At 66.3% G+C, this 24,956-nt stretch carries 20 protein-coding genes; 8 read left to right on the plus strand and 12 right to left on the minus strand.

Going from position 1 to position 24,956, the window contains the following annotated elements:
• The first annotated feature begins 37 nt into the window (after window positions 1-37).
• The 3 genes from W930_RS0108850 to W930_RS26715 are packed head-to-tail and all read left to right on the plus strand — an operon-like array spanning window position 38 to window position 3,715.
• The gene (locus W930_RS0108850; RefSeq protein WP_031627172.1) at window positions 38-997 is read left to right on the plus strand and encodes an ABC transporter ATP-binding protein; all 960 of its coding nucleotides are present in this window, start codon (window positions 38-40) and stop codon (window positions 995-997) included.
• On the plus strand, window positions 994-2,136 hold the full coding sequence (locus tag W930_RS0108855) for an ABC transporter permease (RefSeq protein ID WP_023595357.1): 1,143 nt from the start codon (window positions 994-996) through the stop codon (window positions 2,134-2,136). Before W930_RS0108850 ends, W930_RS0108855 begins: the two co-directional genes overlap by 4 nt.
• A gap of 7 nt (window positions 2,137-2,143) precedes the next feature.
• Window positions 2,144-3,715: an efflux transporter outer membrane subunit gene (locus tag W930_RS26715; RefSeq protein ID WP_051399202.1), complete on the plus strand. Its 1,572-nt coding sequence runs from the start codon at window positions 2,144-2,146 to the stop codon at window positions 3,713-3,715.
• Here W930_RS26715 and W930_RS0108865 read toward each other — a convergent pair.
• Entirely contained in the window at window positions 3,687-4,595 is a 909-nt protein-coding gene (locus W930_RS0108865; protein WP_023871696.1) for a LysR family transcriptional regulator, read from the minus strand. The genes W930_RS26715 and W930_RS0108865 overlap by 29 nt on opposite strands.
• 169 nt (window positions 4,596-4,764) lie before the next feature.
• Here W930_RS0108865 and W930_RS0108870 point away from each other — a divergent pair, with 169 nt between their 5' ends.
• On the plus strand, window positions 4,765-5,184 hold the full coding sequence (locus W930_RS0108870; protein WP_024788764.1) for a VOC family protein: 420 nt from the start codon (window positions 4,765-4,767) through the stop codon (window positions 5,182-5,184).
• A gap of 86 nt (window positions 5,185-5,270) precedes the next feature.
• Entirely contained in the window at window positions 5,271-5,975 is a 705-nt protein-coding gene (locus tag W930_RS0108875) for a fumarylacetoacetate hydrolase family protein (protein ID WP_023595353.1), read from the plus strand.
• 781 nt (window positions 5,976-6,756) lie between these two features.
• Here W930_RS0108875 and glpK read toward each other — a convergent pair.
• The 4 genes from glpK to W930_RS0108900 all read right to left on the minus strand — a co-directional run bounded on the left by glpK (window position 6,757) and on the right by W930_RS0108900 (window position 11,592).
• Entirely contained in the window at window positions 6,757-8,259 is a 1,503-nt protein-coding gene (gene glpK / locus W930_RS0108885; protein ID WP_023871697.1) for a glycerol kinase GlpK, read from the minus strand.
• 36 nt (window positions 8,260-8,295) lie between these two features.
• The gene (gene glpD / locus W930_RS0108890; protein ID WP_023595350.1) at window positions 8,296-9,834 is read right to left on the minus strand and encodes a glycerol-3-phosphate dehydrogenase; all 1,539 of its coding nucleotides are present in this window, start codon (window positions 9,832-9,834) and stop codon (window positions 8,296-8,298) included.
• 193 nt (window positions 9,835-10,027) lie between these two features.
• Window positions 10,028-10,876: a DeoR/GlpR family DNA-binding transcription regulator gene (locus W930_RS0108895; RefSeq protein ID WP_023871698.1), complete on the minus strand. Its 849-nt coding sequence runs from the start codon at window positions 10,874-10,876 to the stop codon at window positions 10,028-10,030.
• Between the two features lie 227 nt (window positions 10,877-11,103).
• Window positions 11,104-11,592, minus strand: coding sequence for a hypothetical protein (locus tag W930_RS0108900; protein WP_144347301.1), 489 nt, complete (start codon window positions 11,590-11,592; stop codon window positions 11,104-11,106).
• Between the two features lie 505 nt (window positions 11,593-12,097).
• Between W930_RS0108900 and W930_RS0108905 the strand changes: the two genes are divergently transcribed.
• Window positions 12,098-13,249, plus strand: coding sequence for a glycerate kinase (locus W930_RS0108905; protein ID WP_023595347.1), 1,152 nt, complete (start codon window positions 12,098-12,100; stop codon window positions 13,247-13,249).
• Window positions 13,250-13,353: 104 nt separating this feature from the next.
• On the opposite strand, the gene W930_RS0108910 is transcribed toward W930_RS0108905, so the two are convergent.
• The 5 genes from W930_RS0108910 to prpB are packed head-to-tail and all read right to left on the minus strand — an operon-like array spanning window position 13,354 to window position 20,716.
• Window positions 13,354-14,802, minus strand: a complete 1,449-nt coding sequence (locus W930_RS0108910; protein WP_023595346.1) for a bifunctional 2-methylcitrate dehydratase/aconitate hydratase — start codon at window positions 14,800-14,802, stop codon at window positions 13,354-13,356.
• A 34-nt stretch (window positions 14,803-14,836) separates the two neighbouring features.
• Entirely contained in the window at window positions 14,837-16,030 is a 1,194-nt protein-coding gene (gene prpF / locus W930_RS0108915; RefSeq protein WP_023871700.1) for a 2-methylaconitate cis-trans isomerase PrpF, read from the minus strand.
• A gap of 11 nt (window positions 16,031-16,041) precedes the next feature.
• On the minus strand, window positions 16,042-18,639 hold the full coding sequence (acnD, locus tag W930_RS0108920) for a Fe/S-dependent 2-methylisocitrate dehydratase AcnD (RefSeq protein WP_023595344.1): 2,598 nt from the start codon (window positions 18,637-18,639) through the stop codon (window positions 16,042-16,044).
• Window positions 18,640-18,646: 7 nt separating this feature from the next.
• Complete coding sequence (prpC, locus tag W930_RS0108925; RefSeq protein ID WP_023595343.1) at window positions 18,647-19,798, minus strand: 2-methylcitrate synthase; 1,152 nt, start codon at window positions 19,796-19,798, stop codon at window positions 18,647-18,649.
• A gap of 27 nt (window positions 19,799-19,825) precedes the next feature.
• A complete protein-coding gene (prpB, locus tag W930_RS0108930; RefSeq protein ID WP_023595342.1) occupies window positions 19,826-20,716 on the minus strand; it encodes a methylisocitrate lyase in 891 nt (296 codons plus the stop codon).
• Between the two features lie 352 nt (window positions 20,717-21,068).
• On the opposite strand from prpB, the gene prpR reads away from it, so the two are divergent.
• Complete coding sequence (prpR, locus tag W930_RS0108940; RefSeq protein ID WP_235195521.1) at window positions 21,069-23,198, plus strand: propionate catabolism operon regulatory protein PrpR; 2,130 nt, start codon at window positions 21,069-21,071, stop codon at window positions 23,196-23,198.
• A gap of 17 nt (window positions 23,199-23,215) precedes the next feature.
• Here the strand turns inward: prpR and W930_RS30420 are convergent, their stop codons facing one another.
• On the minus strand, window positions 23,216-23,377 hold the full coding sequence (locus tag W930_RS30420) for a hypothetical protein (protein WP_023595339.1): 162 nt from the start codon (window positions 23,375-23,377) through the stop codon (window positions 23,216-23,218).
• Between the two features lie 172 nt (window positions 23,378-23,549).
• Window positions 23,550-24,359: a MetQ/NlpA family ABC transporter substrate-binding protein gene (locus tag W930_RS0108955; RefSeq protein WP_023595338.1), complete on the minus strand. Its 810-nt coding sequence runs from the start codon at window positions 24,357-24,359 to the stop codon at window positions 23,550-23,552.
• A gap of 74 nt (window positions 24,360-24,433) precedes the next feature.
• Between W930_RS0108955 and W930_RS30800 the strand changes: the two genes are divergently transcribed.
• The coding region (locus W930_RS30800) for a hypothetical protein (protein WP_235195522.1) at window positions 24,434-24,956 on the plus strand (523 nt) is incomplete at its 3' end.

Consider the following 24,956-nt stretch of genomic DNA (forward strand, 5'->3'; position numbering starts at 1 on the left):
GAACACCGGTTCACCGGGCATGCCGGACATGCCGGACATGCGGGAATCGCCGGACAGGCATGGCGGGCACGACCTCGCCATCGACGTTCGCGGCCTCGACAAGCATTTCGGCGACAAGCACGTGGTGAAAAACGTCTCGCTGCAAGTCAGGCGCGGAGAGATCTTCGGCTTTCTCGGGCCGAACGGCAGCGGCAAGACGACCTGCATCCGCATGATGTGCGGCCTGCTCACGCCCGACGGCGGCAGCGGTACGTGTCTCGGCTACGACATCGTGCGCGAGAGCGCCCAGATCAAGCGACACGTGGGCTACATGACGCAACGCTTTTCGTATTGGGAAGACCTGACGATTCGCGAGAATCTCGACTTCGTCGCGCGCGTCTACGGTATGGCAAACCGCCGCGAAGCCGTCGATCGCGCCATCGAGGGACTCGGGCTCAAGGCGCGCGCGAAGCAACTGACCGGTTCGCTCTCGGGCGGATGGAAGCAACGCCTGGCCCTGGCCGCATGCATGCTGCATGAGCCTCGGGTGCTGCTGCTCGACGAGCCGACCGCGGGCGTCGACCCCACCGCGAGACGCGACTTCTGGGAAGAACTGCACGCGCTCGCCGCGCGCGGCATCTCGGTACTCGTCAGCACGCACTACATGGACGAGGCCGAGCGCTGTCACAAACTTGCCTACATCTCCTACGGCGAGCTGCTCGCGCAAGGCACGTCCGAGGAGGTCATCGCCGCGCAGCATCTGACCACGTGGACGGTGCATGGCGAGAACCTCGTCGAGTTGTCGCGCGAACTGCGCGAGCAGCCCGCCGTGGCACAGACTGTTGCCTTCGGCAATGCCCTGCATGTGAGCGGACAGGACGCCGACGCGCTTGCGCGGTTGCTGCAGGGTCTCGCGCGTGAGCGCGGCCTGCACGCCGCCCCGATCGACACGAGCCTGGAGGATGTCTTCATCTTTCTGATGAGTCACGCCAGGGACAACTTCGGGGACGGGACATGAGTACGCCGCTGGGATTTTCCATCGCGCGCTGGTGGAGCATCGTGTGCAAGGAGTTCCTGCAATTGCGGCGCGACCGCGTCACGTTCGCCATGATCGTGGGCGTGCCGCTCGTGCAACTGGCGTTGTTTGGCTTTGCCATCAACTCCGATCCGAAACACATGCCCACGGCCGTCATCCTTCAGGACCAGAGCGAATTCACGCGCAGCCTCGTGGCCGCGATGGAGCACTCTGGATACTTCCGTTTCACCGAGACGCTGACCGACGAGGCCGCCGGACGCACGGCGCTGGCGCAGGGCCGCGTGCAGTTCGTGCTCAATGTCCCGGCCGATTTCACGCGGCGGCTGTTGCGAGGCGAGCGGCCCGCGGTGCTCGTCGAAGCCGACGCGACCGATCCGATGGCCATGGCCTCCGCGCTCGGCGCGCTGCCGGCGATCGCGCAATCCGTCGCGCAGAAGGACCTGACCGGCGCGCTGGCGCCGCTGGCGGGCACGCCGGGCGGTTTCGACGTGCAGGTGCACCGCATGTACAACGCCGAGGGCATTACCCAGTACAACATCATTCCGGGCCTGATGGGTGTGATTCTCACCATGACGCTCGCGATGATGACCGGCCTGGCCATCGTGCGCGAGCGCGAGCGCGGCACCATGGAGAATCTGCTCGCCACGCCCGTGCTGCCCATCGAGGTCATGACCGGCAAGATCGTGCCGTACATCGCCATCGGGCTGATTCAGGCGAGCATCATCCTCATTGCCGCGCGCTTTGTCTTTCATGTGCCGTTCGAAGGCAGCGTGATCGCGATCTACCTGTCCGCGCTCGTGTTCATCGCGGCGAATCTGACCGTCGGCATCGCCCTCTCGTCGTTCGCCGACAACCAGTTGCAGGCCATGCAGCTCACCGTGTTCTACTTCCTGCCCAGCATGCTGCTCTCGGGTTTCATGTTCCCGTTCGGCGGCATGCCGGCGTGGGCGCAGGCGATCGGCAACCTGCTGCCGCTCACCTACTTCAACCGGCTCGTTCGCGGCATTTTGCTCAAAGGGAACGGCTGGGGCGACGCCTGGCATGACCTGTGGCCGCTGCTGGTGTTCTCCGCACTGCTCATGGCGGTGGCCGTGAAGTTCTACAAACGAACGCTCGACTGAGGCCCGTATGCGAGTCACACGCGCTTGCCGATGGCCCATACCGCGCCGCCCGCGCATCGGTACCCTCGCGCTCGGATTGAGCGCGGCCCTGTCGGCCTGTGCGGTTGGCCCCGACTTCCGTGTGCCCGACGCGCCCGCCACGGCGCAATACACGAGCGAGAGGCAATCCACGGCAACGGCGCAGGCGCGCGCCCTGCCCACCTCCCAGGGCGAAGCGCAGACGTTCGCCACCGATGTCGACGTGCCGGCAGACTGGTGGACGCGCTTCGGCTCGCCCCCGCTGAACGCACTCGTCGCGCAGGCGCTTGCCGACAGTCCCACGCTCCGGCAGGCCGAGGCGAAGCTGCGCGAGGCGCAGGAGAACTACCGCGCGCAGGCGGGAGCACGCTTGCTGCCGTCGGCGGACCTGAAACTCTCCGGCACGCGTGAACAGGTCGATCTTGCGTCATTTGGCATCACGAGCGTACCGAGCCCCGGCCCATTCACGCTTTACAACGCGAGCGTGAACATCTCGTATACGCTCGATGTATTCGGCGGCAACCGACGCGCCCTCGAATCGCTCGCCGCGCAGGTCGACTATCAGCGATTCGAACTCGAAGCGGCGCGCCTCTCGCTCGCCGGCAACGTGGTCACCACCGCATTGCGGCAGGCCAGCGCCCGTGCGCAACGCGCCGCGCTCGAAGGCATGCTGGCCGCGCAACGGGTCCAGCTCGACATCACGCAAGCGCGTGAGCGCGCCGGCGGCGTAGCCACGCTCGATGTGCAGAATCAAGCGGCGCTCGTCGCGCAAACGGAAGCGCAACTCCCCGCCCTGAGCGCGCAGATCGCCCAGTACGATCATCAACTCGCTCGGTGGCTCGGCCAGCCGCCAGGGGCATTCACCTCACCCACCATCGACCTCGCAACGCTGCAGTTGCCGCGGACGGTGCCCGTTGGCCTGCCTTCGACGCTCGCGCGGCGACGGCCCGACATCCGGGCATCCGAGGCGATGCTGCACAAGGCCAGCGCCGATGTCGGCGTGGCCACCGCCAACCTGTATCCTCAGTTCACGCTATCGGGCAGCTTCGGCACGCAGCGCATGCGCACGGCCGATCTGGGCGACGGTATCAACATCTGGAATATCGGCATGAACCTGCTGCAGCCGCTCTTTCGCGGCGGCGAGTTGCGCGCCCAGCGGCGCGCGGCCGTGGCGGCCTACGACGCCGCGCTCGCGTCGTATCAGGACACCGTGCTACTCGGCCTCGCGCAGGTAGCCGACGCGATGCGGGCGCTCGAAGCCGATGCGGCCACGCTCGCCGCACGCGCAGACGCGGCACAGCGCGCGGAGACCGCCTACCGGATCGCACGCGAGCGCTACCGGGCTGGCGGCATCAGTCATCTCGCGCTGCTCGACGCCCAGCGTCAGGCGCTCGATGCCACACGCGCCCGGCTCGACGCCCAGGGCGCACGCCTGAGCGACACGGCGGCGTTGTGGCAGGCCCTGGGCGGCGCACCGATCACCACGGCAGCCGACGATGCGGCAGTCGCGGCCCCCGAGCCCGCCCGTCCGTCTAGCCCAGCGAGTGCGCGGCCTCGGTGAGGCATTTCATCAGCGTGGCGACCGGTGCGCGCTTGAGTGCCGACTGACGCGCGAGCACCCCCAGTTCTCGCGTGAGCGGCTCACCCGCGAGCGGCAACACCTGAACACCGGTTCGCGTCGGCTTGTCCGCCGCGTTGCCGTGCGAGGGCAGGCCAATGAGCGTGGCCGGCACGATCGACCACCCGAGTCGCGCACGCACCATGCGAAGAATCACTTCAGGCTCGTCGAGCTCCACCCCCTCGCGCACCCACAGCCGGTGACGCTTCAGGTAACGCTCCACAAGATCGCCACCGTACGAGCGTCGGTTGTAGCGCACGAACGGCAATGACCCGGCCCAATGCGCGACGTCGCCACGTGTGCCCTTCGGGGCGATCGCCACGTACGGCTCGCGCATCAGCATGAGCCACTTCATGTCGGCGGGCACGCCGATGCGCGGCCGGATCATGACCGCCAGATCCAGTTCCCGGGCGTCGAGTTGCGCGAGCAACTGCACCGACATGCCCGGCACGATGTTCAGGTGCGGCATCGCCCCCAGTGCCGTCCATCGCTGCACGGCGCCCGGCAACAGCCCGAGCTGCACCGTCAGGATCGCGCCGACGTGAATCGGCGCGAGCGTCGCCTGCGCGTCGCGCGCGCCTGCCTCGCCACGCATGGCCTGATAGCCCGCGATCACGCCTTGCGCCTGTGCGAGCAATCGGCGGCCGTCATCGGACAGCGATACCGCGCGACCGGTGCGTTCGAACAGCGCAACGCCGAGATCGTCTTCCAGACGCTGGATCTGGGCGCTGACCGCCGACTGCGTCAACCCCAGACGCGCCCCCGCCGCCGAAAACGACGCGGTTTCGGCGGCCGTGACGAAGGTTTTGAGATATCGGATCATTGATCGAAAATTTTGTGACTGAGTCGCCGAATTATTCGTTTTTTATTATTTTTATCGATGGATAGAATTTACCGCAAAACCACGTTTCGCGACGAAGCCGGTGGGGATGACCCGCTTCGGCCCCCGCGGCGCGTTTGCGATCCAACCCTACATTGCACGGGAGTCCTTCATGGCAACACCGCTCTTTCACCTTGCGTTCCCGGTCGACGACCTCGAAGCCGCGCGCCGCTTCTATGGCGGCGTGATGGGCTGCGAGGAAGGTCGCAGCTCGGACCACTGGATCGACTTCGACTTCTTCGGCCATCAACTGGTCGCCCATCTTTCGCCGGAGGATGCCGGCAAGCGCATCACCAATCCGGTCGACGGCGACGAAGTGCCGGTGCCGCATTTCGGCGTTATCCTTGACATGCCCGCATGGCACGCGCTCGCCGACCGGCTTCGCGCGGCAGGCACGCGCTTCGTGATCGAGCCGCACATCCGCTTCGCCGGCCAGGTGGGCGAGCAGGCCACGCTGTTCTTTTACGATCCGGCAGGCAACGCATTGGAGTTCAAGGCGTTTGCGGACATGTCGCAGGTTTTTGCCAAGTAATTCGGGGCGCTGTCGATCGGCAGCGCCCATGCTGTTTCATTGGTTGTTGTTTCCGCTTTTGTTGCATACCGGACCCGAGTCTTCTCATGAGCCAATTCGTCATTTCGGCGCCGCCCCAGGCGTCGGTCGCCGTGGCGGGCAGCGATGCCCGCTTTCCCGTGCGCCGCGTGTTCTGCGTCGGCCGTAACTACGCCGCCCACGCGCGCGAGATGGGCAGCAATCCGGACCGCGAGCCGCCCTTCTTCTTCATGAAGCCGGCCGACGCCGTGGTGCCCGCCAGCGGCACGCTGCCCTACCCGCCGCTCACCCGCGAGCTGCATCACGAAATCGAACTGGTGGTGGCCATTGGCGCCCCGGGCGAGAACGTCGACGCGAACCAGGCGCTGTCGCTGGTGTGGGGATATGGCGTTGGCGTGGATCTCACCCGCCGCGACTTGCAGCAGCAGGCCAAGGACACGCGCCGCCCATGGGACTGGGGCAAGGCGTTCGACGCCTCGGCGCCGTGCGGCCCCTTGCACGCTGTCGCGCAGGTCGGTCATCCGAAGGAAGGCCGCGTGTGGCTGGACGTGAACGGCGAGAATCGTCAGACGGGCGACCTCAACGAACTGATCTGGTCCGTGCCCGATCTCATTGCCGAGATCTCGCGCAGCGTCAGACTGGCACCGGGCGATCTGATCTTCACGGGCACGCCGGCCGGCGTGGGACCGCTCGAACCCGGCGACAAGGTGAGCGCGGGCGTTGCCGGCGTCGGTGAGATCGCCTTCACGATCGGCAAGGCACCGGCCGCCTGACACCGCGATGCCGCGGTGCCGCGGTGCCGCACGGCCCGCTCCGGTCTCGTGGCCGGGGCGGGCCTGCCGCGCGGGACCGTCAAGGATATCCACAACATCTGTTGATAACCCTTTGCATAAGTCACCTTCCGACGTCGCAAATGCCCGCCGGCATTGACTGTCAAGTCCATTGCCTAATTTGCCGTCACCGATACGGTATTGCCCTTCTCGCCGCTCGCCCCTTCGGCAATCGAATCCCTGCGATGCAACATCTTCCGCGAGCCGCTCAGGCAGCCTTTCAATCCTGAAACGTTTTCGCGCGCACACTGACGACCCACGCGTTTCGAATGGTGAATTCCCCATTGAATTCATCGGCTTGCATCGATTGGCATGCTTCTCGCATAAAGCATGGGGCAAGCCGTCCGCTCTCGGGGAAGCCTCTTCGCTGAGTCGACTGTCTCGGGAATCAAGCCATGAACGCCACATGGCCCCGGCACGCCCGATGCCTATCCTTCGCCGGGAGCGCCCCGAGCGCGGACGGATTGCACCTCGTGCTGGAAATCGACGGCCGACACCGTCAGGGAGGGGATCATGCAAATGCGCCGAACCGGGCCTTGCGCCCTGAGTCCCTGCGCCCGCTCGCTCTCACCGGCGAGCCCGGCGAGATCGGCGAAATCAGCGAAATCGGCCCGACGCCATCCGCGCGAACGATGCGCGAGCTGGCGGCACCGGCGTCACGATGCCGCCGGCGACCGCCGCCACGTCGCACCGGGCCGGGCGCTGCGCTGACGACGGCGCTTGCTCAGGCGTCTTCCGCCCAGGACTTCGCCGCGCGTACCGCGCGCTGCCAACGGCTCACCGCCCGCGCAATCTCGTCCTCGGACAAATGGCGCGAGAAGTGTCGCTGGAGTTTCCACTGACGCTCGAGCGTGTCGATATCGGGCCAGAAGCCGACCGCCAGCCCCGCCAGATAGGCGGCCCCGGCGGCCGTCGTTTCGATGACCTCCGGCCGCACGACATCCGCGCCGAGCAGGTCCGCCTGCCACTGCATGAGCAGATCGTTCGCGGCCGCCCCGCCGTCCACGCGCAGCTCGGCCACCTGCATGCCAGCGTCCGCCTCCATGGCGCGCAGCACGTCGAGCGTCTGGAAGGCGATGCTGTCGAGTGCCGCACGCGCCACATGCGCGGCCGTCGTGCCGCGCGTGGCGCCGAACAGCGTGCCGCGCGCGCGCGGCTGCCAGTGCGGTGCGCCAAGACCGGCGAAGGCGGGAACGAGTACCACGCCGTCGGCGTCGGGCACGCTGGTCGCGAGCGCCTCGACGTCGCGCGAATGCCGGATGATGCCCAGTCCGTCGCGCAGCCACTGAACCACCGCGCCGCCAATGAAGATGCTGCCCTCCAGCGCGTAGTCCACACGGTCGCCGATCTTCCAGGCCACGGTCGTGAGCAGGTTATGGCTCGACACTTGGGGCTTGTCGCCGGTGTTCATCACCATGAAGCAACCGGTGCCGTATGTGTTCTTCACCATGCCCGGCGCGAGACACATCTGCCCGAAGAGCGCCGCCTGCTGATCGCCCGCGATGCCGGCAATCGGCACCGGCGCGGAGAACAGCGGCGTCGCCGTATGGCCGTAGACTTCGCTCGACGAACGCACGTCCGGCAACATGCTGCGCGGCACGCCGAGCAGCGCAAGCAGTTCGTCGTCCCATTCGAGCGAGTGAATGTTGAAAAGCATGGTGCGCGACGCATTCGATACGTCGGTTGCATGCAGTGCACCGCCCGTGAGATGCCACACGAGCCAGCTGTCGACCGTGCCGAACGCGAGATGCCCGGCCTCGGCCGCGTCGCGCGCACCGTCGACGTTATCGAGAATCCAGCGCACCTTGCTGCCCGAGAAGTAGGCGTCGATCCGAAGACCCGTGCGGCTCGAGACGAGCGCCTCGTGGCCGCCCGCGCGCAAACCGTCGCAGAAGTCCGCGGTGCGCCGGTCCTGCCAGACGATGGCGTTGTAGACGGGCTCGCCGGTCCGACGATCCCACACGATGGTCGTCTCTCGCTGGTTGGTGATCCCGATGGCGGCGATGTCGATCCCGCCGACGCCGGCGTGCGTGAGCGCCTCGGCGGCGACGCCGGCTTGCGTTGCCCAGATCTCGCGCGGGTCGTGTTCGACCCAGCCCGGATGCGGATAAATCTGGCGAAACTCCTTCTGCGCGGTCGACACGACACGTCCGTCGCGATCGAACAGCAACGCCCGTGAGCTGGTGGTGCCCTGATCGAACGCGAGGATGTACTTGCCCCCTGCCATCGTGCTTGCCTCCTGTCTCTTCGCTGGTAACGGCACTCAGGCGGCCATTTCCCTGTGTTGCGCGAACCATTCCCGCACGCGGGCCTCGCCTTGCGGACCGACATGCAGTCCCAGCTTGGTGCGACGCCATAGCACGTCCTGCGCGGTGCAAGCCCATTCGTACTGCACAAGATAGCGCAGCTCGGCGTCGTAGAGATCGCCGCAGACACACTCGCCCAGACCGTCGAGCGAATTGGCTTCACCGACGAGGACGTGCGTGCGCGTGCCGTACGTGCGTGCATAGCGCTGCGCGAGCGTCCGCGGCAACCACGGCAGTTGCGCCTGTAGCGACGCCGCGAAGGCGCCGGCGTCCGGCTGTGCCATGTCGCCGCCTGGCAACGGTGCCGCCGCCGTCCAGTCGCCGTGCGTGAACCCGAGGGGGCCTCGCAAGTGCGACATGGCCTCCTCGGCCAGGCGCCGGTATGTCGTGATCTTGCCCCCGAAGACCGAGAGCAGGGGCGCGCGACTGACCGGGGCGTCGAGTTCGAGCTTGTAGTCGCGCGTGACCGCCGACGGATTCGAGACTTCCTCCTCCATCAGCGGCCGCACGCCCGCGTAGGTCCATACGACGTCGGCCGGCGCGATTGCCTTGGTGAAATATTCGCTCGCCGACTTGCAGAGGTAAGCGATCTCTTCATCGTCGATCGCCACCTTCGCCGGGTCGCCGTGGTATTCGATATCGGTCGTGCCGATCAGCGTGAACTCGCCCTCGTACGGAATCGCAAAGATGATGCGCTTGTCGGGGTTCTGGAAGATGTAGGCGTGATCGTGATCGAACAGTCTGCGCGTGACGATGTGGCTGCCCTTGACCATGCGCACGCGGTGCGTTGCCTGCTGGTGAAGCACATCGCCCAGCAAATGTCCGACCCACGGCCCCGCCGCATTGACGATGGCCCTCGCGCGCACGGTCTGATGCGTGCCTTCCGGGGTTTCCAGCTGGGCGATCCACAGCGTGTCGCCGCGCTCGGCGCCGATGAGTCGCGTGCGCGTGAGAATGGTCGCACCACGCTCGGCGGCATCCTGCGCATTGAGTACGACCAGGCGCGCGTCCTGCACCCAGCCGTCGGAGTATACGAAACCGCGCGTCAGATCGCGTCGCAGCGGCGCGCCGGCCGGATGCCGGCGCAGATCGATGCCGCGCGAGCCGGGCAGGATTTCGCGTCGCGCCAGATGATCGTACAGGAACAGGCCCGCGCGAATCAGCCACGCCGGGCGCAGATTCGGCATGTGCGGCATGACAAAGCGCAATGGCCACATGATGTGCGGCGCCGCGCGCAGCAATACCTCACGCTCTTGCAACGCCTTGCGCACCAGACCGAATTCGTAATACTCGAGATAGCGCAGCCCGCCGTGAATCAGCTTGGTGCTGGCCGACGACGTGTGCGAGGCGAGATCGTCCTGCTCGACGAGCAGCACGCGAAGGCCGCGCCCGGCCGCGTCGCGCGCGATGCCCGTGCCGTTGATGCCTCCGCCCACGATCAACAGGTCGTAGGGCGCGAGCGGGTTGTCCGATGGCGATTGGGCAGGTGTCTGCACGGCGTCACTCCCGGGAAATGGGCGTCAAATCTGTGAAAGTTCGAAAATGTTCGATTGATGTTCGTTTTGCGTTCGTTTTGTGCTCAATTACGTTCACTTACGAACATCAATGTTCGAATTCTAACAGATCACGCGACTTGAGTTTCGGATTCGCGCATTTTGCGGTACCGATGCGCGAGTTCGCGCCGGGGGGTCAGGCGTCGTCTGCCACGTGGACCAGGGTGCCGGCCTCGGCAATCACCTGCGCCATGCCGGGTGGCACCGGGCGGTCGGTGAAAAGCGCATCGATTTGCGACAAATGGCCCAGGCGGACGAGCGCGGGGCGGCCGAACTTGCTGTGATCCGCGGCCAGAAACACCGTGCGCGAATGCGCGATGATGGCCTCGGCAACACGCACTTCGCGGTAATCGAAGTCACGCAGCGTGCCGTCGGCATCGATGGCCGAGATGCCCACAATGCCAAAGTCGACTTTGAACTGTCGGATGAAATCGAGCGTCGCTTCGCCGGTCACGCCCTGGTCACGGGCGCGAACGACACCACCGGTAATGATGACCTCGGCATCCGCGTAGCTGCTCATCATGGCCGCCACGTGCAGGTTGTTGGTGATGACACGCAAGCCGCGATGGCGCGAGAGCGCGCGCGCGACCGCTTCGGTCGTGGTACCGAGGTTGATGAACAGCGAAGCGTGATCGGGAATCTGTTCGGCAAGGCGCACGGCGATGCGGCGCTTTTCGTCGGCGAGTTGCGTTTGGCGGGCGTCGTAGGCGTCGTTTTCCGCGCCGCCCGGCAACCCCACGCCACCGTGATAGCGCCGCACCCACTTGCGCTCGGCCAGGAAATTGATATCGCGACGGATCGTTTGCGGCGTGACGTCGAAACGCACCGCGAGCTCGTCGACCGTGAGAAAACCGTCACGGCGAACCGCATCGAAGAGCGCTTCCTGACGCGGGTTCAGCGAAGCGGGCGCGGCGTCGCCGCCGACAGCGAGCGCCTCGGAGGCACCGGTGGGCGCGACAGTTTCGGCGGATTCGGTATGGGACATCGGAACACACGCAGTAAAAGCCTTCGCACGGCCCGGGCGGCCGCGCGTTTGCCGTCATGATACCCCGCCGTTGTATGGCATGTCGGTGACGGCACCGTGACAGCCGGCGCGGCCATCGGCGTGGTCCGGGAGGCTAGCTCAATATGGCGCGATATCGCGCGACCGGGTGAGGGGTGGCGTGTCGCGCGCGCCGGGCCGGAATCCCCCGGCGACTCGCGAGGACCAACTCAGAGGCACTGACGCACGGCGTCGGCAAGCGATTGCGGGCCCGTGGCGCCCAGATAGAGCGAGCCTTCGCTGCCCGGTCGGTGCGGCGCCAGGTCGAGAATGGCGAGTACGCCGTCTTCGGACGAAGAGAGTTGCAGCGTCTGGCCGGCACCCGCCTTGCTGCGCTGCAAACGCGCGTACGGCAGTTGCTTCTTCCACAGCCTCGCCGTGCAGGCACTCACGCGTACATACGTCTTTTTGGACGATCCCTGCCAGACCGCGCCGTTCGCGCGGGCATCCTCGACCGTGTCGCGATAGGCCGGCAACGTCTCGACTTTTACATTTTCCGGTGCAACGTCGGCGACGCTGCCCAGCGGCGGTTCGTCCTTCGCCACGACGGGTGCCGTCGGTGCGCAACCGGTCAGCCACATGGCCAGCGCCAGCGCCCCTGCAACATTGCGCGTTGCCCCGCGCATCGTCATGGAAATCCTGCCCATTCCCCGGTTCATGCCCTGCTCCACGCTCGCAAACGGTTGCCGCACGCGCCTTGTGCGGCGCCGGCCGCGCGGGCGGGCGCCGTGGTGACGACAACCTGGTATCTGGTCGCGGCGCCCGATGGCTGCGGCCACGCGATGTCTTGATGCATCCGTGTCAGGCCGCAACGCACGCCGTCATGTTCGTTAGTGCTGCCGAATTCGGCACTGGCGCCGCCGGTGTATCGCCTGCCACGCACCGCCAGTTGGCGCTCATCTTACCCGTGTTATTCATAGCATGGCAATTCGCGCAATGCGCGCTGGCCCGAATCGCGTATATTGCTGGTTTCTGTCACACTGCGCCGCTGCGCCTCGCGCACGATCCTGCCGCGAGCCGAAGTGCACCCCGCCCACCGGGCCCCGGATTGACCGTCCGGCCGGTACGCCAAAAGCGACAACGACGCGCGGGCCGAATGTTGGCACCCGTGGGGCGCGCGAGCGCCGCCAATCCGTATCCATTTTTGCGACTGTCCCGATTTCCATGTCCAGCAACGCGCAAGCCCCGATCATCGTCATCGCCCCCGATTCGTTCAAAGGTTCGTTGAGTGCGCCGGAAGTGGCGCGCGCCATTGCCGCAGGCATCGCGCGTGCGTTGCCGCAGGCCGATTTGCGGCTGCGCCCCATGGCCGACGGCGGCGAGGGTACGCTCGACGCCCTGCTCTCGGCCGGCGGACGCCGCGTGCCGCTGTCGGTGCGTGGCGCGGGTCAGGCGTCGGTGACGGCCGAGTACGGCGTCATGCCCGACGGCACCGGTGTGCTCGAGAGCGCCAACGTGGTGAGCATTACCGATCCGGTCGGCATGCAGACGCCCGTGGCGGAACGCTCGACCGTGGGCCTTGGCGAATTGCTGCGCGCCCTGCTCGACACCGGTGCGCGCCGCGTGCTCATCGGCCTGGGCGGCAGCAGCACGAACGACGGCGGCGCCGGCCTGCTCGTCGGCCTCGGTGCGCGACTGCTCGACGATGCGGGCGAGGTGGTGCCGCCGGTGCCGGCCGCCCTGCACCGGGTCGCCTCCATCGATCTGAACGGTCTCGACGCACGTCTGAAGGACTGCGAACTGATCGCCATGTCCGATGTGAACAATCCGCTCAACGGCACGCAGGGCGCCACGGCGATCTTCGGGCCGCAGAAGGGCGTAAGCCAAGCGCAGATCGAACCGCTCGACCGCGCCATCGCGCACTTCGCCGGACATGCGCATCGCGCGTTCAATGCCAACGAGGCGGCCAGCCGTGCTGGCGCCGGTGCAGCGGGCGGACTGGGCTTCGCTCTGCATCTGCTGGGCGCGCAGTTCCGTTCCGGCGCCGAGGTCGTGGCCGAGCGCGTCGGCCTGCCGCAGGCGGTGGAAGGTGCCGACTGGCTCATCACCGGCGAAGGTCGCAGCGACGGCCAGACACTCTCCGGCAAGACCCCGATGATCGCCGCACAAATCGCGATCAAGGCGGGGGCGACGGCCTCGCTGCTGTCCGGCGCCATCGACCGCGGCGCGCTCGAGAACCTGTCGCGCGTATTCTCCGGTTGCTTCTCGCTGACGTTCGGGCCGACCACGCTGGAAAAGGCCATCGCCGATGCCGCCGGCCTGCTGACCGACAGCGCCGAGCAAATGGCCCGCCTGCGCTACTCGCACAAGGCCTGAGTCCCCGCGGCGCACATCGGGCACATCGCGCGCCGCTTCTTGTCGCGCCGTTCATCGCGCCTCGCTTCGACGGCGGCGCGGCGGCACGCTGTCGCGCTCGGCGATCACACCAGCAAATCAACGAACTGGTGCACGGGCATGGCCTCGAGTCGCTGCTGATCGAGCGCAACGTCGAGAATACGCGTCTGCTGTCGCGCGGCGAAGCGCCGCGCGAGGTTCGTCTTGAATTTCTCCACCAGCAGCGGCATGCCCTGCGCCCGACGGCGCCTGTGGCCAATCGGATACTCCACCAGCACTTCGTCGAGCCGGGTACCGTCGGCGAGCGTCACCGTCAATCCGTTGGCGATCGAGCGCTTGTCCGGATCGTGGTAGTCGCGCGTGAACTGCGGGTCTTCCTGGCAGACGATCTTCGCACGCAACGCGTCGATACGCGGATCGGCCGCGACCCCGTCTTCGTAGTCATCGGCCGTGAGCCGCCCGAACAACAGCGGCACCGCCACCATGTACTGGATGCAGTGATCGCGGTCGGCAGGATTGGCAAGCGGCCCCTGCTTGTCGATGATGCGAATCGCCGCCGCATGCGTGCGAATGACAACCGAAGCGATGTCCTGCGCACTGCGCCCCATCGCCTGCAGGCGACCATGCAGCGTCATCGCCGCCTCGGCGGCCGTTTGCGCATGGAATTCGGCGGGAAACGAGATCTTGAACAGCACGTTCTCCATGACGTAGGTCCCGTACGGTCGCTGGAACGCAAACGGCCGCCCCCTGAACAGCACGTCGTAGAAGCCCCATGGCTTGGCCGTGAGCACCGACGGATACCCCATCTCCCCGGTGCGGGCCATGAGCGCGAGACGCACCGCGCGGCTGGTCGCATCGCCTGCCGCCCAGGACTTCCGGCTGCCGGTGTTCGGGGCATGTCGATAGGTGCGCAGGCTCTGACCGTCGACGAACGCGAGCGACAGCGCATTGATCATTTCGTCTCGCGACAGGCCGAGCATTTCCCCAACGACCGCTGTCGACGCCACCTTCACCAGCACGACGTGATCGAGTCCGACCTGGTTGAACGCGTTTTCCAGTGCGAGACAGCCCTGGATTTCGTGCGCCTTGATCATGGCGGTGAGTACATGGCGCATCGTGAGCGCGGGCAGCCCCTGCGCCACGGCCGTGCGCGACAGCCAGTCGGCGGTCATCAGAATGCCGCCCAGGTTATCGGACGGATGTCCCCACTCGGCCGCCAGCCAGGTGTCGTTGAAGTCGAGCCAGCGAATCATCGCCCCGAGGCTGAACGCCGCCTGTACCGGATCGAGCTGATAGGGCGTGCCGGGCACCTTCGCGCCGTTGGGCACGACCGTGCCCGGCACGATGGGCCCGAGCAATTTGGTGCAGGCGGGATAGGAGAGCGCCTCGAAGCCGCAGCCGAGCGTGTCGATCAGACAATAGCGAGCGGTCTCGAAGGCCAGATCGCTGCGGATCTCGTAGGAGAGGACGTAGTCGACAATATCCGTGAGAACCTTGTCGGGTGCGGGGCGCACGTTCGAGATGCCTGAGGACATTGTCCACCTCCGTCAACACATCAGCGGTTCACCTTCAGAACGCGTCCCCCGGAACGCGCACCCATCCTTCCATCAACACGCGCGCGCTGCGGCTCATGATGGCCTTCGTGACCGTCCATTCGCCACCGACTTCCTTCGCCTCGGCACCCACGCGCAGCGTACCCGACGGATGCCCGAAGCGCACGGCGTTACGCGCCCCGCCGCCGGCCGCCAGATTGACGAGCGTGCCCGGAATCGAGGCCGCGGCCCCGATGCAGACCGCCGCCGTGCCCATCATCGCGTGGTGCAGCTTGCCCATCGACAACGCGCGCACCAGCAAGTCGATGTCGCCCGCGTCGACGGCCTTGCCGCTCGACGCGGTGTAGCTCGCCGGCTTTGCCACGAACGCGACCTTGGGCGTGTGCTGGCGGGTGGCCGCCTCCGACACGTCCTTGATCAGTCCCATGCGAATCGCCCCGTGCGCGCGGATCGTCTCGAACATCGCGAGCGCCTTGGGGTCGCCGTTGATCGCGTCCTGCAATTCCGTGCCGCGGTAGCCGATATCCTCCGCGTTGAGGAAGATGGTCGGAATGCCGGCATTGATCATCGTGGCCTTGAACGTGCCCACGCCGGGCACTTCGAGGTCGTCGACGAGATGGCCTGTCGGGAACATCGCCCCGCCGCCGTCACCGTCTTCCTCGGCGGCCGGGTCGAGAAATTCCAGCTGCACCTCCGCGGCGGGAAAGGTCACGCCGTCGAGCTCGAAATCCCCCGTCTCCTGCACCGCACCGTCGGTCATCGGCACGTGCGCAACGATCGTCTTGCCGATGTTCGCCTGCCAGATACGCACGACGGCCACGCCATCGCACGGCACCCGCGCCGGATCGACCAGCCCGCCGCTGATGGCGAACGGGCCGACGGCCGCCGACAGGTTGCCGCAATTGCCGCTCCAGTCGACGAACTTCGAGTCGATCGAGACCTGCCCGAACAGGTAGTCCACATCGTGCCCGGGGCGCTCGCTCTTCGCGATGATGACCGTCTTGCTCGTGCTCGACGTGGCGCCGCCCATGCCGTCGATCTGCTTGCCGTACGGGTCGGGGCTGCCGATCACACGCATGAGCAGCGCGTCGCGCGCCGCGCCCGGCGTCTGCGCCGCGGGCGGCAGGTCCTGAAGCCGGAAAAACACGCCCTTGCTGGTGCCGCCGCGCATATACGTGGCGGGGATGCGGATTTGTGGCTGATGCGCCATCACGTCTCTCCTCAGGCCGCCGCTTGCGACGATTCCAGAAAGTCCTGAGCGAAGCGCTGCAGCACCCCGCCCGCCTCATAAATCGAGACTTCCTCCGCCGTATCGAGACGGCAGGTCACGGGCACCTCCACGCGCTCGCCGTTGCGGCGGTGGATCACCAGCGTCAGCTCGGCGCGCGGCGTGCGCTCGCCGATCACGTCGAACGTCTCGCTGCCGTCGATGCCGAGCGTCTTGCGATTGGTACCCGGTTTGAACTCGAGCGGCAACACGCCCATGCCCACGAGGTTGGTGCGGTGAATACGCTCGAAGCCTTCCGCAACGATCGCCTCGGTGCCGGCCAGACGCACGCCCTTGGCCGCCCAGTCCCGTGACGAGCCCTGACCGTAGTCGGCCCCGGCGATCACGATGAGCGGCTGCTTGCGCGCCATATAGGTCTCGATGGCTTCCCACATGCGCGTGATCTTGCCTTCCGGCTCGATGCGCGCGAGCGAGCCCGCCTTGACCTGACCGTCGACCACGACCATCTCGTTCTTGAGCGTCGGGTTGGCGAACGTGGCGCGTTGCGCCGTCAGGTGATCGCCGCGATGTGTGGCGTACGAATTGAAGTCCTCTTCCGGCAGGCCCATCTTCGCCAGGTACTCGCCCGCCGCACTGTCGGCCATGATGGCGTTCGACGGCGAGAGGTGGTCGGTCGTGATGTTGTCGCCCAGCACGGCCAGCGCCCGCATGCCGCGCAGCGTGCGCTCACCGGCCAACGCGCCTTCCCAGTATGGTGGCCGGCGAATATAGGTGCTCTTCTCGCGCCAGTCGTACAGCGGCTCGGCGCGCTCGCCCTGCGCCACCGACGCGGCGAACATCGGTTCGTACACGCGCCGGAACTGCTCCGGCTTGACGCTGCTGGCGACGATCGCGTCGATCTCCTCGTCTGTCGGCCACAGGTCGGCCAGCCGCAGCGGCTTGCCGTCGGCGTCCACGCCGAGCACGTCTTTTTCGATGTCGAAGCGGATCGTGCCGGCAATGGCGTAGGCCACCACCAGCGGCGGCGATGCGAGAAACGCCTGCTTCGCGTACGGGTGGATGCGGCCGTCGAAGTTGCGATTGCCCGAGAGCACGGCGGTCGCGTAAAGGTCGCGCTCGATGATCTCCTGCTGGATCGCCGGGTCGAGCGCACCCGACATGCCGTTGCACGACGTGCAAGCGTACGCGACCACGCCGAAGCCGAGCTTTTCCAGCTCAGGCAGCAGCCCCGCCGCTTCGAGATACAGCGTAACGGCCTTGGAGCCAGGGGCCAGCGAGCTCTTCACCCACGGCTTGCGCGCGAGGCCGGCGCGATTCGCATTGCGCGCGAACAACCCCGCCGCGATCATGTTGCGCGGGTTGTTGGTGTTCGTGCAGCTCGTGATCGCGGCAATGATGACCGCGCCGTCGGGCATGCGCCCCGGCTCGTTCTCCACCTTGCCGCTGATGCCCCGTGCTGCCAGCTCGCTCGTGGGCACGCGCTTGTGCGGATTCGACGGCCCCGCAATATTGCGCACCACGCTCGACAGATCGAACCGGAGCACGCGCTCGTACACCGCCGTCTTCAGGCTGTCGGCCCACAGGCCGGTCTGCCGGGCGTAGGTCTCGACCAACGCGACGAGCGCGTCGTCGCGACCGGTGAGCTTCAGATATTTGATGGTCTGCGCGTCGATGTAGAACATCGCGGCCGTGGCGCCGAACTCGGGGGCCATGTTCGAGATCGTGGCCCGATCGCCCAACGTGAGATTCGCCGCGCCCTCGCCGTAGAACTCGAGGTAGGCCGAGACCACCTTTTCCTTGCGCAGGAATTCGGTGAGCGCGAGCACGATGTCCGTGGCGGTGATGCCCGGCTGCGGTTTGCCCGTGAGCTCCACGCCGACGATGTCCGGCAAACGCATCCACGAGGCACGCCCGAGCATCACACTTTCCGCTTCGAGCCCGCCCACGCCGACGGCAATCACGCCGAGGGCATCGACCATCGGGGTATGCGAATCGGTGCCCACGAGCGTGTCGGGATACGCCACGCCGTCCGTCACCTGAATCACCGGGCTCATGCGCTCCAGGTTGATCTGGTGAAGAATGCCGTTGCCCGGCGGAATCACGTCGACGTTGCGAAACGCCTTCTTCGTCCAGTTGATGAAGTCGAAGCGGTCTTCGTTGCGGCGATCTTCGATGGCGCGGTTCTTGGCGAAGGCATCCGGATCGAAACCGCCGCACTCCACCGCCAGGGAGTGATCGACCACAAGTTGCGTGGGCACCACCGGGTTCACGAGCGCCGGATCGCCCCCTTGCGCGGCAATCGCATCACGCAGACCGGCGAGGTCGACGAGCGCCGTCTGGCCAAGAATGTCGTGGCACACCACACGGGCGGGAAACCACGGAAAGTCGAGGTCGCGGCGTCGCTCGATCAGTTGCCTGAGCGACTCGGCCAGCGTGGCCGGATCGCACCGGCGCACGAGGTTCTCGGCGAGCACGCGCGACGTGTAGGGCAAGGTGTCGTAGGCGCCCGGCGCGATGGCCTCGACGGCAGCGCGGGCGTCGAAGTAATCCAGCGACGTGCCGGGCAGCGATTTACGGTATTCGGTGTTCATGGACGGCTCAGCGTTGCTCGATCGGTACGAACTTCTGATCTTCCGGACCGGTGTAGTTGGCGCTCGGGCGAATGATCTTGTTGTCGATGCGCTGCTCGATGATGTGTGCGCTCCAACCCGACGTACGGGCGATCACGAACAGCGGCGTGAACATCGCGGTCGGCACGCCCATCATGTGATAGCTCACGGCGCTGAACCAGTCGAGGTTCGGGAACATCTTCTTGACGTCCCACATGACCGACTCCAGACGCTCGGCGATGTCGTACATGGCAGTGTTCTGCTGATCTTTCGACAACTGATGCGCGACTTCCTTGATGACCTTGTTGCGCGGGTCGCTCACGGTATAGACGGGGTGACCGAAGCCGATGATCACTTCCTTGTTCTCGACACGCTTGCGGATGTCGGCCTCGGCCTCGTCCGGCGAGTCGTAACGCTTTTGCACTTCGAACGCCACTTCGTTGGCGCCGCCATGCTTCGGACCGCGCAGCGCGCCGATGGCCCCGGTAATGGCCGAGTGCATGTCGGAACCCGTGCCCGCGATCACGCGAGCGGTGAAGGTCGATGCGTTGAACTCGTGCTCGGCGTACAGGATCAGCGACGTGTGCATCGCACGCACCCACTGATCCGACGGCTTCCGACCGTGGAGCAGGTGCAGGAAGTGCCCGCCGATGCTGTCGTCGTCGGTCTCGACATCGATGCGCACGCCATTCTGGCTGTAGTGGAACCAGTACAGGAGCATCGAGCCCAGGCTCGCCATGAGGCGGTCGGCGATGTCGCGCGCGCCCGGAATGTTGTGGTCGTCCTTTTCGGGCAGCACGGTGCCCAGCACCGATACCCCGGTGCGCATCACGTCCATCGGGTGCGCGGCGGCGGGCACGGCCTCGAGGGCTTCCTTCACCGCGGCCGGCAGGCCACGCAGCGACTTGAGTTTGGCCTTGTAGCCGCGCAGTTCAGCCACCGTCGGCAGCTTGCCGTAGACCAGCAGATACGCGATTTCCTCGAACTCCGAGGTCTGCGCCAGATCCAGGATGTCGTAGCCGCGATAGTGCAGGTCGTTGCCCGAGCGGCCCACCGTACACAGGGCGGTGTTGCCGGCGGTCACGCCCGACAGGGCGACGGATTTCTTGGGCTTGAAGCCGGTGGCGGTCGTCTCGCTCATGCTCATTCCTCCAGATCAGGGATTCGGTTATTTCTGTTGCGCGAACAACGCGTCGAGCTTCTGCTCGTACGCGTGATAGCCAATGCTCTCATAGAGCTCGGCGCGGGTTTGCATGGTGTCGAGCACGGCCTTTTGCGTGCCGTCGCGACGAATCGTGTGGTACACGTTCTCGGCCGCCTTGTTCATCGCGCGGAACGCCGACAGCGGATACAGCACCAACCCGACCTGCGCGCTCCTGAGCTCTTCCACGGTGAACAACGGGGTCGAGCCGAACTCGGTGATGTTGGCGAGCACCGGCACCTTCACCGCATCGGCGAACTGGCGGTACATCGGCAGTTCGGTCATCGCTTCCGGGAAGATCATGTCGGCGCCCGCTTCCACGCACGCGCAAGCGCGGTCGATGGCCGCCTGCAGACCTTCCACGGCCAACGCGTCCGTACGCGCCATGATGACGAAGTTCTCGTCGGTGCGCGCGTCGACCGCGGCCTTGATGCGATCGACCATCTCCTGCTGTGTCACGATCGCCTTGCCCGGACGGTGGCCGCAACGCTTCGCACCGACCTGATCCTCGATGTGCATGGCGCCGGCGCCGAATTTGATGAGCGACTGCACCGTACGTGCAATGTTGAACGCCGACGGACCGAACCCGGTGTCGACATCGACCAGCAGCGGCAGGTCGCAGACGTCCGTAATGCGGCGCACATCGGTCAGCACATCGTCGAGCGTGGAGATGCCCAGATCGGGCAACCCGAGCGAGCCGGCCGCGACGCCGCCGCCGGACAGATAAATCGCCTTGAAGCCGGCCGCCTTGGCCAGCAGGGCGTGGTTGGCGTTGATCGCACCGACAACCTGCAACGGTTGCTCGGTCTTGACGGCCTCGCGGAAGGCGGCGCCGGCCGAACGAATGGTTTGCGTCACGTGAATCCCTCGGTCGTGTCACGCGCGACGAACGGTCGGAAATCGCCGGATCGCGCTGGGTTGAAATGCAGTGGCTTGTTATAGCAATGAGCGTGCCAGACGCCGGAGCAGGCTGATCGCACCGGGCGTCGCACGCGGCGCACCAATGCGTAACGCGTTCATTTATCAAAGGAAATTCTTCGCGCACCTGACGTTTACGTCAAGGCGAACCCCGTGCGCCGCGCTGCGACCACGTCGCAAATCATTTCAATTTGAAACGAAATATGAAACGCGTTGTCGCAATATGCTACGATCATTGCTGTTCCACGCGCCCAGACTGACGCGTCGCCCTCGCTTTTCCACAAGCCGCGCCATGCCGAAACCCAACGCTACCGACCTGTCCGCCCGTGTGCCGATGCCACTGCCCGCCTCCGGCGGATTGTTGCGCACGGCGCTTGCGCAGTCGACCGTCACCGCCGTCAGGAAGCCGGTGATCTGGGCGGTGGGCATCAGCAAGCTCGGCGAACTCTATCGCGACATCGTGCCCGATTACACGGCCGTCGCCGACGTCCAGATCATCGACAAAGGCTACGAAGCCGTGATCGACGCGCTGGCGCGGCTGCCCGCGGGCAGCGTCGACGGTATCGTCGCGGCGGGCTCGAATGGCGCATTCCTGCGCGAGCGCGTCGCACTGCCCGTCGTGCTCGTGAAAGTCACCGGCTTCGATGTCATGCACGCGCTCGCCCGGGCGCGCCGCGCACTGCCCTCGCCATCGCCTGCGTCGCGCATCGCGTTGGTGTCGTATGCACGCCCGGCCGCCGAATTCGAACGCTTCAAGAGCGCGTTTCATCTCGATATCCCGCAGCATGCCTATCACGACGCGCATGACGCCGAAGACCTCGTGCATCGACTGCGCGACGAAGGTATGGAAGTCATCGTCGGCCCCGGCCTGGTGACCGAACTGGCCGAGCGCGCGGGGCTCACGGGCGTGTTTCTCTATTCGCAGGACTCGGTGCGCGCGGCGTTCGACACGGCGCTGGAAGTCGCGCGCTTCGGACGCATCGAAGCGCAGCGGCGCGAGCGTCTCGACACCGTGCTCCGACATCTGCACGAAGGCGTGGCCGCCGTCGACCTCGATGGCCGGGTGGAGGCGATCAATGCGTCGATGGCCGGCATGCTCGGCGTGAATGCGATCGACGCCGTCGGCCGACCGCTCGACGCCATCGCGCCGGCACTGGACATTTCCCGCACCCTGGAGAGCGCGAGCGCCGAACTGGAGGCGATCGTTTCCATGGCGGGCAAGACGTGGGTCGTCAACCGCATCCCGCTGCTGGATCAGGGCACGCTCACAGGCGCGCTCCTCACGTGCCAGGACTCGCAAGCGTTTGCGCGTGTGGACCGTTCGCTGCGTTCGCGTCACCGCCCGCGACACCTTGTGGCGCGCTACCGGCTCGACGATCTGATCGGCGACTCGGCTGCGATGACGCAGGTGCGCGCGCTGGCGCGCCGCTACGCCCAGACGGATTCGACCGTGCTTGTGCACGGCGAGAGCGGCACCGGCAAGGAATTGCTCGCGCAGGGCATCCACAACGCCAGTCGACGACGCGACTATCCCTTCGTGGCGATCAATTGCGCGGCGTTTCCCGAGACGCTGCTCGAGAGCGAGCTCTTCGGCTATGAAGACGGCGCGTTCTCCGGCGCGCGGCGCGGCGGCAAGGCCGGCCTGTTCGAGACGGCCCACAACGGCACGATCTTTCTCGACGAAATCGGCGAAATGCCGATGCCGCTGCAAACGCGCCTGCTGCGCGTGCTTCAGGAGCGCGAGGTGCTGCGGCTCGGTGCGACCGAACCGGTGCCGTGCGACGTGCGCGTGATCGCCGCAACGCACCGCGACCTTCGGCAGCAGGTGGCCGCCGGTCTGTTCCGCGAAGACCTGTATTACCGGCTCAACATCCTGCGCATGGTGCTGCCGCCGTTGCGCGAGCGCATGGACGACCTGCCACGCCTCACCCCGCTCTTTCTGGAGCGCGCCCTCGCGCGCGCCGGCGCGCGCATGAGCGTCGAAGCCCTGCAGGCGTCGCTACTGCCACTGCTGGCGACTTATCGCTGGCCCGGCAATGTGCGCGAACTGGAAAATCTGCTCGAGCGCATTGCGGTCGTCTGCGCCGATGTGGTGGAGGCGCGTGAGATCGATCGCGCACGGCTGGTCGAGATTGCACCGGAACTCGATCCGGCGGGTGGCGCACCCCTGCGCATCGATGCGCCGGCGTCGCCCGATGTTCCCCCCACGCACGGGGGACGGCAAGTCGGCGAGCCCGGAGTGCGACAGACCGGCGCCGCGCCACTGGCGCAGACCGGGCGCGCCCGACGCGCCGCCGAGGAACTGGCACGCATTCGCGCCACGCTCGCGGCGTGCGGCGGCGACCGGGGCGCCGCCTGCGAGGCGCTGGGCATCAGCCGGTCGACGCTATGGCGAAAGCTGCGCGAGCATCCCGGCAACTGACCGGCGGGATGCCAGCGTCAGTGCTGGTGGCGGATACGCTCCCACATCTCGTGCCAGTCGAGTCGCTTGTGATTGGCGGGCTCGTCGTGATGGGTGACCCAGAAATGGTCGACCAGCATGCCGACGGCGAAGCCGACAAGCAATGCCACGAGCATCATCGAAACGTTGAGCATGGACATGGCGCCCCCCCTGCGTCGGAATGACACTTCCATTCTAGTCAAACGCTTTCATGCCAGCGACGTGGTGCACGACGCGTTGCAAATGATGCGCGCATGAAAAAACCGGGACCATGGCCCCGGTTTTTTTGCCCACCGGCCGCGCGGCGTGCAAGTCACGCCACGGCATCGTGGCTTACCACGTGGCGATGAGCGCGCCCTTGAACTGCTTGTCGATGAACTGCTTGACTTCGTCCGAGTGGTAAGCGTCGACCAGTTGCTTGACCCAGGGCTTGTTCGCATCCTTCGCGCGCACGGCGATCAGGTTCGCGTAAGGCCCCTTCAGGTCCTCGATGGCAATCGCATCGCGCTTGGGCACCAGACCGGCCTGCGCCGCGAAGTTGGTGTTGATCGACGCGGCGTCGAGGTCCGGCAATGCACGCGGCAATTGCGCGGCTTCCAATTCCACGATCTTCAGCTTCTTCGGATTCTCGGCGATATCGAGCGGCGTGGCGTTCTTGCCGTCGACGCCGGCACCGGCGCGCAACTTGATCAGCCCCTCTTTCTGCAACAGCAGCAGGGCGCGGTTACCGTTCGACGGGTCGTTCTGGATACCGACCTTCGCGCCGTTGGGCAGATCCTTGAGCGACTTGTACTTCCTGGAATAGAAGCCCAGTGGTGAGACGTAAGTGAGTCCCGCGCTCACGATCTTGTAGCCGCGATCCTTGACCTGGCTGTCGAGGAACGGCTTGTGCTGAAAGCCGTTGGCGTCCAGATCGCCGGCATCGAGCGCGGCGTTGGGCTGTGCGTAGTCACTGAACTCGATGATCTTGATTTCGAGGCCGCGCTTATGCGCGACCTGCTTCACGACTTCGAAGATCTGGGCGTCCGAGCCGGCCATGGTGCCGACCTTCAGGGGCTTGTCGGCGGTCTGCGCGGCGGCGCCGAGCGAAGCCACGGCCAGCGTGGCGCCGAGGATCGCATGGATCAGTTGACGGGACAGCATGTGCGAATTCTCCTTTTGCTTGTCTGGCGCCTGATGGGCGCCCGTTCAGTATCGTGTGAGCCGGGTGGGCCCACGTGGGCCACGCGCGGCCCACTGCCGCCATCGTCACCCAGACCCGCGATGCTGCCACAGATGCGGGTTTACGCGAAATACATAATCGGCATTTCCATATCCCCACTGCTGTCGACGGTCTGCTCACCCCCAAAAAAACGCCCCTTCGGACAACCGAAGGGGCGCATCGCCGGGAGAACAGCCTGATCACGGGCCGGGGGGGTGGCACGGCAAGCGGCGAAGCCGCCAGCCGGTCGCGTCAGGAACCGACGATTAACCTGCAAGATGCCTTCCACAGCGCTGAAGCCCACGCAAGCCTTGCGCGCGACGACAGCCCAATCATTGGCTCAGGGGCACGGTTCCTCACCGTTCTGACCGTTCATCGAACATCCCCCGCCGCCACCGAAACCGCTCGGACCGCCGAACGCGGCCAGTCCGTTTCCGCCCGCGGCACCACCGATACCACGACCGCCCGGGCCGCCGACACCGCCGCCACCGCCGCTGCTCGCACCGACGCCACCGCCACCAGTACCGCCTCCTGTACCA

Source organism: Pandoraea sp. E26 (genome assembly GCF_000681415.1).
Lineage (GTDB): Bacteria > Pseudomonadota > Gammaproteobacteria > Burkholderiales > Burkholderiaceae > Pandoraea > Pandoraea pnomenusa.